The organism is Pseudomonas putida, from assembly GCF_028682475.1.
In the GTDB taxonomy this organism is placed as follows: Bacteria; Pseudomonadota; Gammaproteobacteria; order Pseudomonadales; family Pseudomonadaceae; genus Aquipseudomonas; species Aquipseudomonas putida_AG.
The window spans coordinates 31,167-45,753 of the sequence record NZ_JANHLE010000012.1 but is presented as its reverse complement, the minus strand read 5'-3'; the positions used below and the strand labels follow the sequence as shown (position 1 = coordinate 45,753).

Here is a 14,587-nt window from a genome sequence, read left to right as displayed (position 1 = left end):
TCCTCATAGGGGAGGGCGAAAACTGCCTATGGCGTAGCGGCCCGCAGCCTTATGCCGCTCACTTCGACCTGCTGGCCAACGGCGAACTCTTCACGCGGGGAGCGGAAAGTGCTTACCTCTCCGGTACTGCTGCGTACCTTGTAAGCGTGTCCCTGCTGTCCCGTTGCGGACTGCACACCAGATCCGACAAACAGTCCTACACCTGCCCCTATCGGGCCGCCTACTGCGCCGCCAACCAGCAGCCCTGTTCCCGCACCAAATCCAGACCCAACCGTAGTGTCAGCTTCCTGGGAAATCACTTCATCAGCGATTGCAGCGCTTGCACCGGTGAGACAAAGGCTCGCGCTCAAGACAACAACAAATAGCGGTTTCATGCTGCCTCCCAATGGCAGGCAATGCTACCTGCCATGATGGCCATGGCAAACGGACCGCTTCGGCACAGGGCCGCAGGCCTGGCACATGGATAAGCGTAGCAGTGGCTGGCAAAAAGCCTGTAGGGCGAGGAGGGTGCTGGAAATGAAAAGCCCAGCGCTAGGCCGGGCTCTCTGCAGACGGGGCCAAATCCCTTTGGCTTGGTCATATTGGTCGAGTAGCGTGACGAGATGATGACAGGCATGAAATAGCCATGTTCGGCCATGTCTCGTCCGGACAGGGGCATTTCGACTACGGCGTACCTCGAGTCATTGATTGATTTACTTGTATGCTTGAACAGTGAATAAACCGAGCTAATTCAAATTCAACGTAATATATATAGCTAACTCGACTACTTTGCGGTTTCCAATGGAGCTAGTATTTGCAGGTGATGCAGTGTCTGGATATTCAGTGTAGCTATAATTAAAAAGGGCTTTTCTCATCCGAAGCTATCCATGGTTTTTTATGGGGGTGATCGGAGGTGTAGCATGAAGAGCCCAAGGTTGCTCTCCCGCGGCGTGATAGTGTCTTCTTTGGTGGTCTTTTTCCTTGCTGGTTGCGCCCAGAACCCGGATGTCCGCATTGGACATGACCACATTTCCGGCACTATCGCGAAGAGCCCGCCAGATTATATGGTGTGCGTTCAGGATGAACTCCGAGGGAGTTCAAGTACGTTCGTGCTAAAGGATAACAACTCGCTCAAGCTGTTTGTTGAAAACACCGACCCTGACAAAGCCAGTGGCCTTGTTGAGGTCCATGTTTCCGGGCAGCAGTATCACTACTCCGCCTACCAAAGAGATGCCTGGTATGACCATGGCAGGCTTCTCGATGCTGCGTTTGTGTGTTCAAGAACATAAGTTATGGCGCTGGGCTTTTTGTTTCTGGATCACCTGTGAGCAGCACGCTACAGTGCTGGCAGGGGCAGATAACGCCCAAATCACGGACAAGGAGGTTGCGGATGCTTGCGAAGCTGTTGGTGACAGTTGGAATCGTCTTTTACGCCGTGGTCGTACCGATCCTCGAGATCAACGACACTCATGTTTTCAACCAGGCCTGGGAGCCCCACGCTCGGCTGCATGAGACTTGGCAATTATTCACGAACACGGCGATTGGAGCCTTCAGTGTCTGGCTTGTGTGGGGCAAAGACAATCTCAAGCTAGCGAGCCTGCTCACGGTGTTCGTAACCGGTGGGTTCTTGATGGCTTACTGGCTCCGCGACGGGTACGGTGGTTCGATGGTTCTCACGGATGGTTCAGAGAAAATGATCCTGGGGGTTAACCTCGGACTTTTTGCCTACACGCTGGCGATCTTGCTGGCGGGTATTGCTGTCGCCGTTGAGTGGCGGAATCGAGATACGCCAATAGAGTCCTGACTGCGGGAGGGGCCAGGTGTCGCAATAGTGTGGGTTGAACGTTAGCGCTCAGTTCAGCCCCACGCTGGGTTTTCCAGGTGGAGGCTTGGGGGCAGTTAACCTGCGCCTACGAACCGGGTCGATGGTGATGATGATGGTGATGGTTATAGGGCCAAGAGGACGCCGCACTATCGGCCGATAGTTCCGACGGTGGGGCGGCCAGCTCTTCCAGGTGCGTGATGATGTCGTCCGGTTTAAGCACCAGTATGTCGCAGTCGAGTGTGTCCAGAATCATTTCGGCGGTGTTGCCGACCAAGGCGCCGCTGAGTCCGCTACGGGCTACACTGCCGATTACCGTTAGCGCCGCTTCGAGTTTGTGCGCCAGGTAGGGGATGATTACGTCTGCCGGCCCTTCTTCGATATGCAGGCGTTCGTCACTGATGTGGAACTCGGCCTGGAGCTTCTTGCATTGTTCGCTATAGAAAGCCTGGATGCTCTCTTTGACTTGCAGCATGGGGTCGCTCGCCGAGAGCATGGGGTAGGGGTGGGCGCTCACCATGTGTAGAGCACCGCCGGCCAGTTGGGCGATGTCGTAGCCGTGGCTGACGATGCCGGTATGAAGCAGCCGATGCGCCACATCACTATTGCCGACATCGACGGCTGCAAGAATGGGGCTGCCGGCCCAAGGCCTGGCGGTTTTTACCATCAGCACCGGGCTTGGGCAGTATCGCAGTAGTTTCCAGTCCTCAGGGGTGAGAAGGGGCTTTATCAGTGGTTTATCGGGTAAGTGCTGGGTGATTACAAGGCCGCAGCCTTCCGCCTGTTGAGCAGCGATGATGGTTTTGTGTGAACTGCCATGCCAGGCTTGTTGAGCGCTAATGCTATAACCCTCCTTTTTCATAGCGTTCTGCATGTCGTTCAAGTAGGGAGAGTGATGATTGCCCTTGCAACAGACCAGCAGGTGCAAGTGCGATTGAGTAGCGCTGGCAATCATTCTGGCTCTGTTCAGGATCTGATCCGTGGACTTTTGCGAATCCACTACCACCAAGGTACTGCGAATCGTGTGCATGATCGTCTTCCTGTGCGTGAGTACAGTTTTATACAGGGGCACGTGCGGTTGACGCTTGAATCGAGTGGGTAGGCATGATCACGGAACTGATCGCTATTTAAAACGCGCAAACTATATTCTCCAATGCTTATTGCTGGCAGTGTGAATAAGCCTGCTCTGCGAGAGGGCGCTGAGTGATCGGATTAATAGCCGGGTATTATGACCGTTATTGTCTTTGCGGTTCAGGTTTTCGGACGGCTGAATTAGTTTGTTTTTAACTAAGCGCGGAAATGACTAACAAGTGTTTGATCTTATGGGCTGGGCGTGCGATTCCAAATTAGGCATTTCGTCGGCTGGGCAAGAACTTAGCGAGGCGAGGCCGGTCCTACTGGATACTCAATCCTACCTGTGGAGCCGTACAAAAAATGAAGAAAACCATGGCCGCGCTTGCCTGTGCATTTTTGCTGGGGACAACAGCGTTATTACCGGCCGACCTTTCTCCTATCGGCTCAGCCTATGCCAGGGGTAACGGGGGCGGAGGTGGTCACGGTGGGGGAAATGGAGGTGGCCACGGTAGTGGGCACGGCGGCATGGGCGCAGGGAATGGCAGCCACGGTGGTAAAAGCAACGGTGCCGGCTTTGGAGACGATCACTCCGGTAAGGCGACGCGAGATCATGGCGTGAGTGGTCACCACTACGGCAGTGATCGCAATGACGATAATGGTCATGGTACGGCTACTTCCGGTATCGCCCATTCCAAGGACACCCGCGGCTTGTCCAAGTCAACTGCAATATCGTCTACCACGCCGGGTGATCATAATGCGAAAGGGCTAGGCAATGCGGCCAGGTCGTCCTCTAAAAATGATCGATGATACGATTGATCCTTGAGTAGCAAGTCGGTCTGAATACTCCGGCGAAGCCCAGCCCCGCGCTGGGCTTTTGCATTTGGCACCCTTAGATTTCAGAGCCCCACACAGTTTGCCGACTATCTCCAGCAACGCGGAATGCTCGCGTTCCGGGCGTAAAATAGCAGTGCTACCTCATCAGAAGGAGCCGCATATGGATACCAAGCACCTGGATCAACCGTTGTCGGCGCAAACCGTTTGGGATAAGTACTTCTGTGCTGCGTTGATTGCGGAAAGCAATCTGACTGCACCGATTGTAGGAGGCGCCACTCACGAAGATCGGCAAAATCTGTTGATTGAGCGGGCCAAAGCGCTCGCCGACAAAATGATGGAAAACAGAAAATAATCTTAGCCCAGCCCTCGTGCTGGGCTTTCACACCTGTGGGTTAGAGACTATTGCTGATGCTTAGGCATGTGAGCCGCTGCCACCTGGAATCGCGAAGAAGCTTGATGGACGGCTGCTGGACCATCTGCCGCATTACGATGGTTATGAGTGGCAACAAGCCGGGACGGATCTGATTCTGGTCGCTATTGCGACGGGGATCATTTACGAAGTGCTCAATGGCGCTCTGGACTAGGTGGCGGATCGTTTTTTCACATTGAGTTAACAGCACCTTTGTGAAGTCTTGAAAAAGCCCGCTTAATGGCGGGCTGTTTCAGGCAAGGCTCAATACCTTGGTGTTCGTGTGCTTTTTCATGTTGCTGACGCGCGCCTTGCTAGCGTGGTGGTTGATCGATTCTGCAATGCAGTGCTAATAACCCGACCCTCCCATCCCTCCCATGTTGCTAGGTGCTTCCCTGGACTTTTGCTGGGCACGACTCCATTCTGCGCAGGTCATGAAACTGGTGTGGTCCACTTTTCCCGCGCCATCGAAGCTGACATGGTAAGGCTGCTTTTTGCCGGCTTGGCTGAGCAGATAGTCGAAACAGGTACCGGGCACTACGGTACGCTGGGTTTCTGATAATGGTTTACCGCCAATGCGCTGGACTTGTTCTTTGTCCATGCCCGTTTCGACCTTGGCAACCAGCGGCTGGTCACGATAGACATAGGCGTCAGTAGCGCAGCCACTGGTTGCTGACAGCATGGCGACCAGCGCGAAAATAACTTTGTTCATGGCAGTGCTCCCGCAAGTGAGCGTCGTAAAGAAACGCCTGGGCACATCAGTTAAAGTAAAGCCGAGCGCCGCAAGGCACGCCAAATTTGCGCACGAGAGATTCAAATGCACGGAGCAGGAATGCTGGGGGACTTGCTGGTCCTGGGCTTTTACATGAGCGGTGCGGTGATCTGGATGTACTTCTGGTTGCTCTGCTTTGCTCATCGAAACGCACTGTTCGGGCCGATGACCGGTATTAAATGGCTGGCGCTGATTGCAGCATGCAGCGTCACTACCGCCTTTGGCCTGTATCTAGCTGCCGTTGAAACGTTCAGTCGGGACAATGCCGATTGGTGGCTGGTGATTGGCGCTGCGGCGATCCCGGTGATTGGCATTCAGATTATTCGCCGCAAGCTTCAGTAGGCCAGTAACCAGCGCAAAACCGATACGCTATCAACCTATTGCTATGCTTCTCAGAGCAATGATGAGCGTGCAGGTCTGACGTTTCGACAGCGCCGGGATGGGCCACATGGAACCTGTACAGGATTATGTGGTGTACGTCGTATCGGCCCAGGAAGGCTGGTTGTCTGAGGTGTCAACGCTGTTGACGGCCTTGGCGGCGTTTGCTTCGGTGTTTGTCGCGTGTATCGCCGTACGCTTCAGCGCCAGGCAGATAAAGATGCATGAACAACACAATCGGCGCATGGCAACGCCACACCTGTCAGCCTGGAACAGCACCGACATCAAGGCAAAATCCTACTGTTTCACCCTGGAAAACAACGGGCTGGGGCCGGCCATCATTCGTGAAGTGTGCCTCTGGGTCGATGGCAGGCAACTGCAGGGTGAGGGCCCGGATTTGCTCGAGGCGGCCAGTTGCCTGTTGCTCGGGGATATTCCCTATGAACAACATGCCGAATTGTTCATCGTCGGTGAGTTCATCCCGCCTGGGAAAAAATTCAACACCACTACAGTGATGCTGGCAGACCATGAGCCGGCGGCGGTCATGGCCATTGCCAAGGATCGATTACGCTTGCTGATTCGCTACGACAGCATCCTTGGCGATTCTTATGTCTACGATTCGGATCGCTGGCGGGATCGTCAGTGATCATTGAGGGAAGTGCGATGACAAGTCCAAGTGCGATCGTATTGGCCGGATTCATTGCGTGGGCGTTGGCGTTACTTGTTCTGATGGAGCTGCTGCGAGGTTTTCTCGTGCTGTTCAAAGGTGTGCCGGCCAATCAATTCACCCCGGACAACGCCACGCTTTCCCCCTTCATGCAGCGCCTGGCGCGGGCGCACGCAAACTGTGTGGAAGGGCTGCCCATTTTTGGCGGCCTGTTAGTCCTGGCTTTGCTCACCGGGCAAACAGCGATCACCGATCCACTGGCCTACGCGTTTCTGGTCGCGCGACTGCTTCAGTCCTGCATTCATCTGGCTTCGCAACGTGTTGCGGCGGTCTTCTGCAGGTTTGCCGCGTTTGCTGTACAGCTGGCGATCGCCGTCTATTGGGTCGTTCGGCTCCTGGCACTCGCCAGCGGTGCAGGAGGCAGTCAGTGAACGTGAACGGTGCCGTGGCTGGCCTGTGCTTCAACCGGCCGGACCTCGACCAGCACTTCAATCGTGCCGGCCTTTTCAAACTCCAGCGTCAGCGGGAACTGCTCCCCGGCTTTCAGGGGTTGTTCCATGCCCGACAACATCACGTGGTTGGCGCCGGGTTGGAAGGTCACCTCGGTATGGGCCGGAATGTCCATGCCGGCAACATGCTGCATGTTCATCATGCCGTCATTGCCGGATTGGGTATGCAGCCTGGATGTTTGCGCGCGAGGGCTGCTGACAGCGATCAGGCGATCTGTTTCGCTGCCGTGATTGTGCACAGTGAAATAGGCCGAGCCGCCCGGCAGCTCGACGGGTAACTCACGTGACCAGGGCTGGGTGATCAGCAGCTCGCCGAGCTGGTACTCCTGGGCAAGGCTCAGCGAGCTCCAGGCGAACACTGTGCACAGCAGCAATAGTCGGTTAACCATGGTTGAACTCCTTTCTTAGCGGCTTGTTTGCGAAGTCGTGATGGGCGCCGGGGTCTGCAGGCGCTCGGTCTCTTCTTCCAGGTAAGTCAGCAAGGCAGCGATCTCGACATCGCCCAAACGCAGGTTGGGCATCGCCAGGCGGTTGTATTGTTCATACAGCAGCATGGCCAGCGGATCCTTCTCTGCCAGCATCACATCAGGTTCTTTGATCCAGCGGGTCAGCCAGGCGGGGTCGCGCTGGCGGGTGACGCCGAGTAGATCCGGGCCAATGCTGCGCATCCCGGCGTGCTCGGTATCGCCGAGCGTGTGGCAGGAAGAACAGCGCGTGCGATAGATCTGTTCGCCGACGCTGGGCTGGCGCACGTTGGGGGCCTGGGCGTAGTCGTTGGTGTCCGTGCTGGCCAGCTTCCAGTTGTGCAGGCTTTTGCCCAGGCGGTCGGCCAGTACATAGGGGTTTTCCATCGGGGAAGCTTTCATCCAGCGCCCGGTGCTTTGATTGCCGATAATCAGGCTGAGGTTATGGTCCTTGGTTTGTCCGTCATCGACACCCTTGATGAACAGGCCGAGCTTTTGCCGCAACAGGGTGATGTCGTCTTTATTACCGGTCAGAAACTGCCAGCCGGGGCCGATCTTGAATTTCTCCGCATAGTGCTTGAGTACTTCCGGGGTATCGGTTTCTGGATCGATGCTGATCGAGTAAAAAAACACATCGCGACCCACGCGCTCGCCGAGCAGTTTCTGCACCTGCCGCAGGCGCGCGGTTTCCAGTGGGCAGGAGTCGGTGCAGGTGGTGAAGATGAAGTTGATGGCCACCACCTTGTCTTTGATCAGGTCATCAAAAAACCGTACTGATTGGCCGTCCTGGTTGATCAGCGGGGTGTTGGGAAAGTAGTCCCGCCCCCATTGCTGGGGCGGGGCGCTTTCGCTGGCGGCCGCGAGTGACCATTGCCCGCCGCACAGTGCAACGAGCAGCAAACGGCGGAGTATTTTCGCGGTGTTCCAGCCCATGTCCTGTACCTCCTGAAGATGTAAATGATCAGCGCCGGGTGTCAACGTACGGTTAATGGAACCGTGATGGCTTTACCGTTAAGCGGCTTGATCGTTACCGTCGGGTTAGGCGAAGGTCCGCTGCCAGTGGTGCTGGCGGACAGGCGCCAGGTACCGCCGGACAACACCGTCGCCGTGCCCAGAGTCAACGGTCCGCTGGTGGTCGATGCAGTGATTGCGAGGGTTTCGCCAATCTTCATCGAGCTGGTCCCCATCAGGTCCCAGGCATAGCGGTTGTTGCTGCGCACGGTGACAGTGGCGCTGGTGACCTTGAGGTTCTGATCAACCTCTACCGCCGCCGGAGTGACTGCAACGCTCACGTTGGCCGCCAGTTTCGACACGCCGTCGCGGGCATCCTTGACCTTGTATTCGAAGACCGCGCTGTAGGCCTCGTTTACCGTCGCGGGGGGAGTAAAGGTCACCTGGGTACCGTTGCTGCTGACGCTGCCCTGACCGGAGTCCGGTTGCCCCAGGCTGACGACGCTGAGCGGCACGTCACCATCGGGGTCGCTGTCGTTGGCCAGCACATTGAGGGTGATCGGCACGCCGGCTTTGGTGGCGCCGCTGTCATCCCTGGCCACAGGCAGCTGGTTGTCGTCTGGACCTTCTCCCGGCCCTTCGTCGTCCTCATCGCGGAAGCCGGGCAGGGCGGCGGAACTGATGTACTCGACACCATCCCAGGTCGGCATCGGCGAGGGCATCAGCTCGAACTGACCCGGGCGCTCAAGGTCAAAACGCAGCAACATGGAGTTGTCTTCGTGCTGGGTGTTGTGGCAATGCTCCATGAAGGTACCGGCGAATTCGCGAAAGCGGATCGCCATTTCCAGCTCGCCGGAGCTGTCGACTTCCGGTCCGACCCGATAAAGGTCCTTGCGTGCCCATTTTTCCCACTCTGGCGGTGCCTTGCCGTCGCGGTTGAGAATGACCCCTTCCTCGAAGTGCACATGCACCGGGTGACTCCAGCCGTTGCCACCGTTTTTGATCTTCCACACTTCGAGGGTGCCTTCCCCCGCGTAACCGGCATCGGTCGGGCCCGTGGCCAGCTGCGGTGAAGCAGTGATCCGCCGCGGGTCCATGGAGTAGCCAAAGCCGCCGTCGGTCTTGATCGTCCAGGGCGCCGTGTCGGTACCGTCGGAGCGACCGAATTCGAAGCTGCGGTGGCGTGCCTGCTTGAGTTTGGCCTGCATGTTCTGATCGTTGCGGTCGATGGTCAGCGGGATCATTTTCTTGCCGGCGGCCTTGCCCGGTTTGGCCGGTTCGTAGGCCACCGGGTCCATGCTCAGGTCGGTGCCGCTGTAAGGCTTGACGTTGAACTGCAGGAATTTGCCGACCACCGGGTCGCCATCGCGCCAGCGGGGGCCCTTGCTGGTCTGGTCGATGACCGCCTTGTATTTCTCCGACAGCACATCGGCCAGCGACACCGCGTCCACGCTTGGGCCTTTGCCGGTGTCGTGCTCCATGAGGTTGACGAAGAAAATCTTGTCGCCGGGTTGAATCCCGTGCTTGGCGAAGTTGATGATGATGTCGTAGCGCTCGGCGATGGCCATGGTCGGCATGATGCCGTTGTCGTCCTTGAGGTCGCCGTTGCCGTTGAGGTCCATGCTGCCGTCGAACGGGATGGCATGTTCCATGATGTTGCCGTCGTTGGCGATCATGTGGAACGGCACCCGGTTGTACGACACCCCGGAACCCTGCGGGCCACGGAACTCACCGCCATTACCGCGCACTTCGCGGACCACGGCGACCTTCATGTAGCGCGACACCGAGCCATTGAGGATGCGCAGGCGATAGCTGCGCGCACGCACGTCGAAGTAGGGTTTGTACAGCCAGTTGACCATCATCTGGTCGCCGATGAAGCCGTCGATGTTGAACGGGTTGAACCACAGTTGGCCGCTCTGGTCCCAGGCCTTGTCGGCAAAGGTCAGGTTGACGTCATAGTCGCGGTTGCCCCAGGGCAATGCCGAACCGCTGGGCAGGCGCAGGTTGACGCCGTCTTGCAGGGCCTCGTTGCCGCGGTCCAGGGCGCTGTAGTAGTTCATCATCGCCGCGTTGCCCTTGTAGACATTGTGGGCGGTGAAATCGAGCATGTGATCGTGGAACCAGTGGGTGCTCATGGTCTCGCGCCAGTCACCGCGGACCTTGATGCTGCCGTTCTGACAGGTCTTGAGCCCCGGCTGGCTATCGTTGACCCAGAGCGTTTCCCCTTCGGCGCAAGGGAATGCGGCTCTGGGGTCTTGGGCGTTGGTGTTGATCGAGTCGTAGCCGGCCAGTTGCACCGGCCAGCGGTAGTCGTAGTACTGACCGGGGAAGAAGAAGGCGTTGGTATAACCGTCGCTTTCGGCCGGGTTATGGCCGTTGTGTTCGTGGGTGCTGAGGGTGTGCAGGCCAAAGCCGCCATTGGCTGCCGGGTCGATGGGCAGGGCGTTGTAGTGGCGCATCAGGATTGGTTGGCCGTAGCGGGCCATCAGCAACTTGGGCGGCAGCGTGCCGTCGAAGGTCCACAGCGAGTTGTGGTTCTGGATCGGCATGTTCGGGTGAAAGCGGATGCCGATGCCTTTGGCCGTCCCCTCGGTTGCAGGTATACCGGCGGTGTTGTGATAAAGCCCGCCGGGGCCGAACTCGCCTTTGGCGTAGCCGTGCATTTGCCGGCTGTCACGCAAGCCCTGGTTGTACCGCGCGCCGGCTTGCGCAGTCTTGATCGCCGCCTGCGGGTAGAACTCGTTCCAGCGCTGATGCGACCAGCCTTTTCCCGGTGGCCGGCCTTCGGCTGGCGAGCCGACCGGGTGGCGGTTGAGGAAGGCTTCGATTTGCGCCTTCCAGGGGTTGCGATCGAGCACGTTGGCATATTGCGTCGGGAACGGCAGCAGCCCGGGTTGCCGGAGAAAGGCCTCCAGCGCTGCGCCGGTGGGGCCGCTGCGCGCGACATTGTTGGGGTCTTGCTCGGGGGCAGGGCCTGTGGTGGGAACCGGGAAGGGGATGGTGCCGGCTTCGACGGTCGGGTCGAGTTTCTCCGGGCCGAATTCTTCGTACAGCAGCATCTGCTGAGTAAAGGGTTGCGCCCCGAACAGCGGGCTGGCCAAACCATTGGTGGGATAGTTGAAGGATGTCTGCTTGGCCGGTGGCAGCACGTTTTCAGTCCGGGGCGTGGTGCGGTCACCGTACGCGCCATCGGGCAAGGCGAGCGATCCGTGGTTGCCCTCGGGCAGCAACTTCAACCCATCCAGCGCTTGCTGCCGCTCCAGAGGGGTGGCAGGGAGGGGGGTGTAGGCCGAGGGGTCGGTTGGCGACGGTGGGCTGGTGTCGTCCATCGGCACGGCACTGGCAGATGAAATCCCGAGTGCGATCAGCAGCGCAGAAGCAACGCCTGAGTAACGGAAAAGTTCACGGGTCGATCGGCGCTGCGTAGGGGTGTTGTGCATAGCGGTTACCTCGTTCCGTACCCGGTTGGGCGCTGGTGCGATGCCATATGAATGTCAAACTGCCATTTGGTGATGGCAGGGGCAAAAAACGCACCAACTCGGAAAATCGAGGGTTTCTGCAGGAAAAACTGTTTTTATTCAAAGGCTTGAAATTCGCCACCAGGACGGGCGATAAGCCGACTCTTTAGGTGAGTGGGGGGAGATCCCCATATTTGGTTTTGGGTGACCATTTCCCCCCCCCCCGCGCTGATCGAGAATCAGTCCAGATCCGCCGCCTGATGCCGCTCCGGCACCTGGCTCGCTTCATCCCCCCAGGTCCGGTTCACCCGTTGCCCGCGCAGTACCGCCGGGCGTTTGGCGATCTCTTGTGCCCAGCGTTGCACGTGGGTGTATTGCTGCACATTGAGGAACTCAGCCGCCGAGTACAGGTTGCCCAGCACCAGCTGGCCGTACCAGGACCAGACCGCGATATCGGCGATGGTGTAGCTGTCACCCGCCAGATAGCGGTTTTCGCTGAGGCGGCGATCCAGCACATCAAGTTGGCGTTTCGCTTCCATGGTGAAGCGGTTGATCGGGTATTCGAACTTCTCCGGCGCGTAGGCATAGAAATGCCCGAAGCCGCCGCCAAGGTACGGCGCTGCGCCCATTTGCCAGAACAGCCAGTTCAGGGTTTCCGTCCGCCCGGCGCGGTCGGAGGGCAGGAAGTGACCGAATTTTTCTGCCAGGTACAGCAGGATCGAGCCGGACTCGAACACGCGAATGGCAGGCTCTTCACTACGGTCCAGCAAGGCCGGAATCTTCGAGTTGGGGTTGATCTCGACAAAGCCGCTGGAGAACTGCTCGCCTTCGCCAATACGGATCAGCCAGGCGTCGTATTCGGCTGCGGTTACGCCAAGCGCCAGCAGTTCTTCGAGCAGGATGGTGACCTTCACGCCATTGGGGGTGGCCAATGAATAAAGCTGCAAGGGGTGCTTGCCGACCGGCAGTACCTTGTCATGGGTCGGCCCGGCGACTGGCCGGTTGATGTTGGCGAATTCGCCACCCGACGGTGCGTCATGCGTCCAGACCTTGGGCGGGGTGTAGGGAGCTTTGCTCATGGGGTCAACTTCCTGGTTTGCTCAACGATTATGGTTCGCCCTGGTGCCAGAGCTGACCGTTTCCGATCTGAAGCAAAGCCTACGCTTTTACGGCGAAGTGTTGGACTTCAAAATCGAGTTTGAGCGCACGCGAACATTGGGTCTACCCAGAACCGGTGGGAGCGGGCCTTGCCCCGCGATGCGATGTGACTGACATACCGCAATCGCGGGGCAAGCCCGCTCCCACCGTCAGACAGTTGCTCCCTCTGGATCAAAGGAACCAGCGGTACTCCCGGGCACTGATGTCCTGCATGAACGCCAGATGGTCCTGGCGCTTGTTCTCGCAGTAAACCATCACGAACTCACTGCCCAGGCTCTGGTTGACCACCGGGTGCTGGCGCATGGCACTGACGGCACTGAGCATGTCCTTGGGAAACTCGATGCCGCTGCTGCGATCTTCATTGAGTGGGGCAATAGGCTCGCGGGCGGCATCCAGGCCGTGTTCCATGCCGCTGAGAATGGCGGCCAGGACCAGATAAGGGTTGGCGTCGGCACCGGCCAGGCGATGTTCGATGCGCAGGTTGCGCGGATCGGACTCGGGGATGCGAATGCACGCGTCACGATCCTCGAAGCCCCAGCTGGCGCGGCTGGCGGCGTTGACCATGGCGCCATAGCGGCGCATGGCATTGTGGTTGGCGGCGAAGATCGGCATGCAGTGCGGCAACAGCTCCAGGCAGCCGGCCACGGCATGGCGCAACGGGCGCTGCTCATCGGCGGCGAGCAGGTTGTTGCCATCGCGGTCATACAGGCTGACATGCACATGCATGCCGCTGCCCGGAGCCTCCAGGTAAGGTTTGCTCATGAAGCTGGCGCGCATGCCGTGCTTGAGCGCCACGCCACGGGTGCTGCGGCAGAACAGCGCCGCCCAGTCGGCGGCGCGCAGGCCGTCGTCGCAATGACCGAAGTTGATTTCGAATTGACCGGGACCAAGTTCGGCGGTGATGACGTTGGCGTCCACGCCTTGCTCATTGGCGGCCTCGACCATGTCGCGCAGTACGTCGGAGTAGCGCGACAGGCGCTCGATGTGCATGTTCGGCTGGTCGTCAGGGTCATCACTGAACGGGTCGCGGGGAAACTGAGGCAGGCCTTCCTTGAGGCTGCGGTCGAACAGGTAGAACTCCAGCTCGAACGCCACGACCGGGCGAATGCCGCGACGCTCCAGGCGCTGCAGGACCTGGGCGAGCACTTCCCGCGGTTCGAATTCGATGGGCGCGTGGGTGCCATCGGAACTGATCAGCATCTGCCCCAGCGGCTGGTTCTCCCAGCGCACTGGCTTGAGCGTGCCCGGAATCAGGCGCCGTGGCGCGTCCGGGTCGCCGTCGTGGAAGCAGTAGTCGCCAATCGGGAACAGACCGCCCTGGACGCCCAGCAGCACGCAGTTCTGTGGCAGTTTCAAGGGGCTGCCGGCAGCGACCTTTTCGAGCATGTCGATAGGGTAGCGCTTGCCATAGAAGTGCCCGGGAATGTCCAGGCTGATCAGGTCGACATAGCGCACCTCGGGGAAGCGGGCGCGAAAGTCACGGACTTCAGTGAGCAGATCGGGAAAGCTTTTTGTTGTTGTCATCGATTGCGATCCTGCAGCGTGGTTCAACGGAATACCCAGAGCACCCGGGTCGGTTGCTCGGTGAGGTTGGCGTAGCGAAACTGGCTGTGTGGCGGAAGCTGGAAGCTGTCGTTGGGGCCCAGGGTCACCGGTTCTTCACTGTCATCGAGCCACAGGCTCAATTGCCCTTCGAGAACGAAACCGCCTTGCTCGGAACTGTCGTTCAAGTGCCCCTCGCCGCTGGTGGCGCCGGGTGCCAGGTGACTTTCGAGCATGGAGAAACTGCCGGTGAGCTTGGGCGAGACCAGTACGTCGGTGATGCCGCCGGCGTAGTAGAGCGTGCGCCGCTCGCCCGGGCGGGTAACCCAGTCCACTTCCCGTGGTTTGCTCAGGTTGTAGAAGTAGGTGGTGGGCACATCGAGGGTTTCGCTGATGGCAGTGAGGTCGGCCACGGTGGGACGCGACAGGCCGCGCTCGACCTGGGACAGAAAGCCGACCGAACGATCGATGCGCTGGGCCAGTTCACCGAGCGTCAGGTTGCGGTGTTTACGCAGGTCACGGATCAGGATTGCCAGTCCTTCGATTTCATCCTGCATGTCCATGGTGGTG

General features: G+C 58.8%; 16 protein-coding genes and 1 pseudogene. 9 read left to right on the top strand and 8 right to left on the bottom strand.

Features of this window, described 5'->3' with window-relative positions:
* Nucleotides 1–899 precede the first annotated feature (899 nt).
* On the top strand, nucleotides 900–1,268 hold the full coding sequence (locus tag NPS47_RS12270) for a hypothetical protein (RefSeq protein WP_274295213.1): 369 nt from the start codon (nucleotides 900–902) through the stop codon (nucleotides 1,266–1,268).
* Between the two features lie 101 nt (nucleotides 1,269–1,369).
* Nucleotides 1,370–1,783, top strand: coding sequence for a hypothetical protein (locus NPS47_RS12265; RefSeq protein ID WP_274295212.1), 414 nt, complete (start codon nucleotides 1,370–1,372; stop codon nucleotides 1,781–1,783).
* Between the two features lie 106 nt (nucleotides 1,784–1,889).
* On the opposite strand, the gene NPS47_RS12260 is transcribed toward NPS47_RS12265, so the two are convergent.
* Nucleotides 1,890–2,831, bottom strand: a complete 942-nt coding sequence (locus tag NPS47_RS12260) for a universal stress protein (RefSeq protein WP_274295211.1) — start codon at nucleotides 2,829–2,831, stop codon at nucleotides 1,890–1,892.
* 404 nt (nucleotides 2,832–3,235) lie between these two features.
* On the opposite strand from NPS47_RS12260, the gene NPS47_RS12255 reads away from it, so the two are divergent.
* From NPS47_RS12255 to NPS47_RS12245, 3 genes and pseudogenes are all read left to right on the top strand, one after another.
* Nucleotides 3,236–3,682 carry a hypothetical protein gene (locus NPS47_RS12255; protein ID WP_274295210.1) on the top strand — a complete coding sequence of 149 codons (447 nt, stop codon included), beginning with the start codon at nucleotides 3,236–3,238 and terminating at the stop codon, nucleotides 3,680–3,682.
* Nucleotides 3,683–3,869: 187 nt separating this feature from the next.
* Entirely contained in the window at nucleotides 3,870–4,061 is a 192-nt protein-coding gene (locus NPS47_RS12250; RefSeq protein WP_274295209.1) for a hypothetical protein, read from the top strand.
* A gap of 70 nt (nucleotides 4,062–4,131) precedes the next feature.
* Nucleotides 4,132–4,293, top strand: a pseudogene (locus NPS47_RS12245) (anti-virulence regulator CigR family protein); the annotation flags it as partial.
* 174 nt (nucleotides 4,294–4,467) lie between these two features.
* Here NPS47_RS12245 and osmE read toward each other — a convergent pair.
* A complete protein-coding gene (osmE, locus tag NPS47_RS12240) occupies nucleotides 4,468–4,830 on the bottom strand; it encodes an osmotically-inducible lipoprotein OsmE (protein ID WP_274295208.1) in 363 nt (120 codons plus the stop codon).
* A gap of 132 nt (nucleotides 4,831–4,962) precedes the next feature.
* On the opposite strand from osmE, the gene NPS47_RS12235 reads away from it, so the two are divergent.
* The 3 genes from NPS47_RS12235 (at nucleotide 4,963) to NPS47_RS12225 (ending at nucleotide 6,366) form a co-directional block, all read left to right on the top strand.
* Nucleotides 4,963–5,232, top strand: coding sequence for a hypothetical protein (locus NPS47_RS12235; RefSeq protein ID WP_274295207.1), 270 nt, complete (start codon nucleotides 4,963–4,965; stop codon nucleotides 5,230–5,232).
* A 106-nt stretch (nucleotides 5,233–5,338) separates the two neighbouring features.
* Nucleotides 5,339–5,914: a hypothetical protein gene (locus NPS47_RS12230; protein ID WP_274295206.1), complete on the top strand. Its 576-nt coding sequence runs from the start codon at nucleotides 5,339–5,341 to the stop codon at nucleotides 5,912–5,914.
* A 17-nt stretch (nucleotides 5,915–5,931) separates the two neighbouring features.
* Nucleotides 5,932–6,366, top strand: coding sequence for an MAPEG family protein (locus NPS47_RS12225; protein ID WP_274295205.1), 435 nt, complete (start codon nucleotides 5,932–5,934; stop codon nucleotides 6,364–6,366).
* Here NPS47_RS12225 and NPS47_RS12220 read toward each other — a convergent pair.
* The 4 genes from NPS47_RS12220 to yghU form a co-directional block, all read right to left on the bottom strand.
* Nucleotides 6,360–6,833 carry a copper chaperone PCu(A)C gene (locus tag NPS47_RS12220; protein WP_274295204.1) on the bottom strand — a complete coding sequence of 158 codons (474 nt, stop codon included), beginning with the start codon at nucleotides 6,831–6,833 and terminating at the stop codon, nucleotides 6,360–6,362. The genes NPS47_RS12225 and NPS47_RS12220 overlap by 7 nt on opposite strands.
* 15 nt (nucleotides 6,834–6,848) lie before the next feature.
* Nucleotides 6,849–7,841, bottom strand: a complete 993-nt coding sequence (locus NPS47_RS12215; RefSeq protein WP_274295203.1) for an SCO family protein — start codon at nucleotides 7,839–7,841, stop codon at nucleotides 6,849–6,851.
* 41 nt (nucleotides 7,842–7,882) lie between these two features.
* Entirely contained in the window at nucleotides 7,883–11,299 is a 3,417-nt protein-coding gene (locus NPS47_RS12210; protein WP_274295202.1) for an Ig-like domain-containing protein, read from the bottom strand.
* A gap of 257 nt (nucleotides 11,300–11,556) precedes the next feature.
* Entirely contained in the window at nucleotides 11,557–12,396 is an 840-nt protein-coding gene (yghU, locus tag NPS47_RS12205) for a glutathione-dependent disulfide-bond oxidoreductase (protein ID WP_274295201.1), read from the bottom strand.
* Between yghU and NPS47_RS25640 the strand changes: the two genes are divergently transcribed.
* Nucleotides 12,395–12,589, top strand: coding sequence for a VOC family protein (locus NPS47_RS25640; protein WP_337993420.1), 195 nt, complete (start codon nucleotides 12,395–12,397; stop codon nucleotides 12,587–12,589). The genes yghU and NPS47_RS25640 overlap by 2 nt on opposite strands.
* 57 nt (nucleotides 12,590–12,646) lie before the next feature.
* On the opposite strand, the gene NPS47_RS12200 is transcribed toward NPS47_RS25640, so the two are convergent.
* Nucleotides 12,647–13,999, bottom strand: a complete 1,353-nt coding sequence (locus NPS47_RS12200; protein WP_274295200.1) for a glutamine synthetase family protein — start codon at nucleotides 13,997–13,999, stop codon at nucleotides 12,647–12,649.
* A 23-nt stretch (nucleotides 14,000–14,022) separates the two neighbouring features.
* A complete protein-coding gene (locus NPS47_RS12195; protein ID WP_038612709.1) occupies nucleotides 14,023–14,580 on the bottom strand; it encodes a helix-turn-helix domain-containing protein in 558 nt (185 codons plus the stop codon).
* Nucleotides 14,581–14,587: the final 7 nt, after the last annotated feature.